Source organism: Streptococcus oralis subsp. dentisani, from assembly GCF_002096685.1.
GTDB lineage: Bacteria > Bacillota > Bacilli > Lactobacillales > Streptococcaceae > Streptococcus > Streptococcus oralis_AD.
The window spans coordinates 1-314 of sequence record NZ_NCVA01000017.1; the positions used below are offsets into that span (position 1 = coordinate 1).

The 314-nt window shown below is 49.0% G+C and carries 1 protein-coding gene; it reads right to left on the reverse strand.

Annotated elements, in window-relative coordinates; all coding sequences use genetic code 11:
• The coding region (locus tag B7705_RS00175; protein ID WP_142358209.1) for a hypothetical protein at nt 1–314 on the reverse strand (314 nt) is incomplete at both ends.

Sequence of the window (314 nt, forward strand, 5' to 3'; positions counted from 1 at the left end):
CTTGCACTTACTGATGCTGAAGCGCTTTGGCTCGCGCTTGCTGAGATAGAAGCTGAGTTCTGGTTGTTAGATGCTGAAGCTGAAGCACTTTGGCTTGCGCTTACTGATGCTGAAGTACTTTGACTTGCTGATACTGAAGCTGATTGGCTAGCTGATACAGATGCTGATTGGCTTGCTGATACAGATGCTGAGTGACTTGCACTTACTGATGCTGATGCACTTTGGCTTGCGCTTACTGATGCACTTACGCTTGCACTTGCTGAAGCTGAGCGGCTTGCACTAAGCGATGCACTCGCTGAACGGCTTGAGCTTAC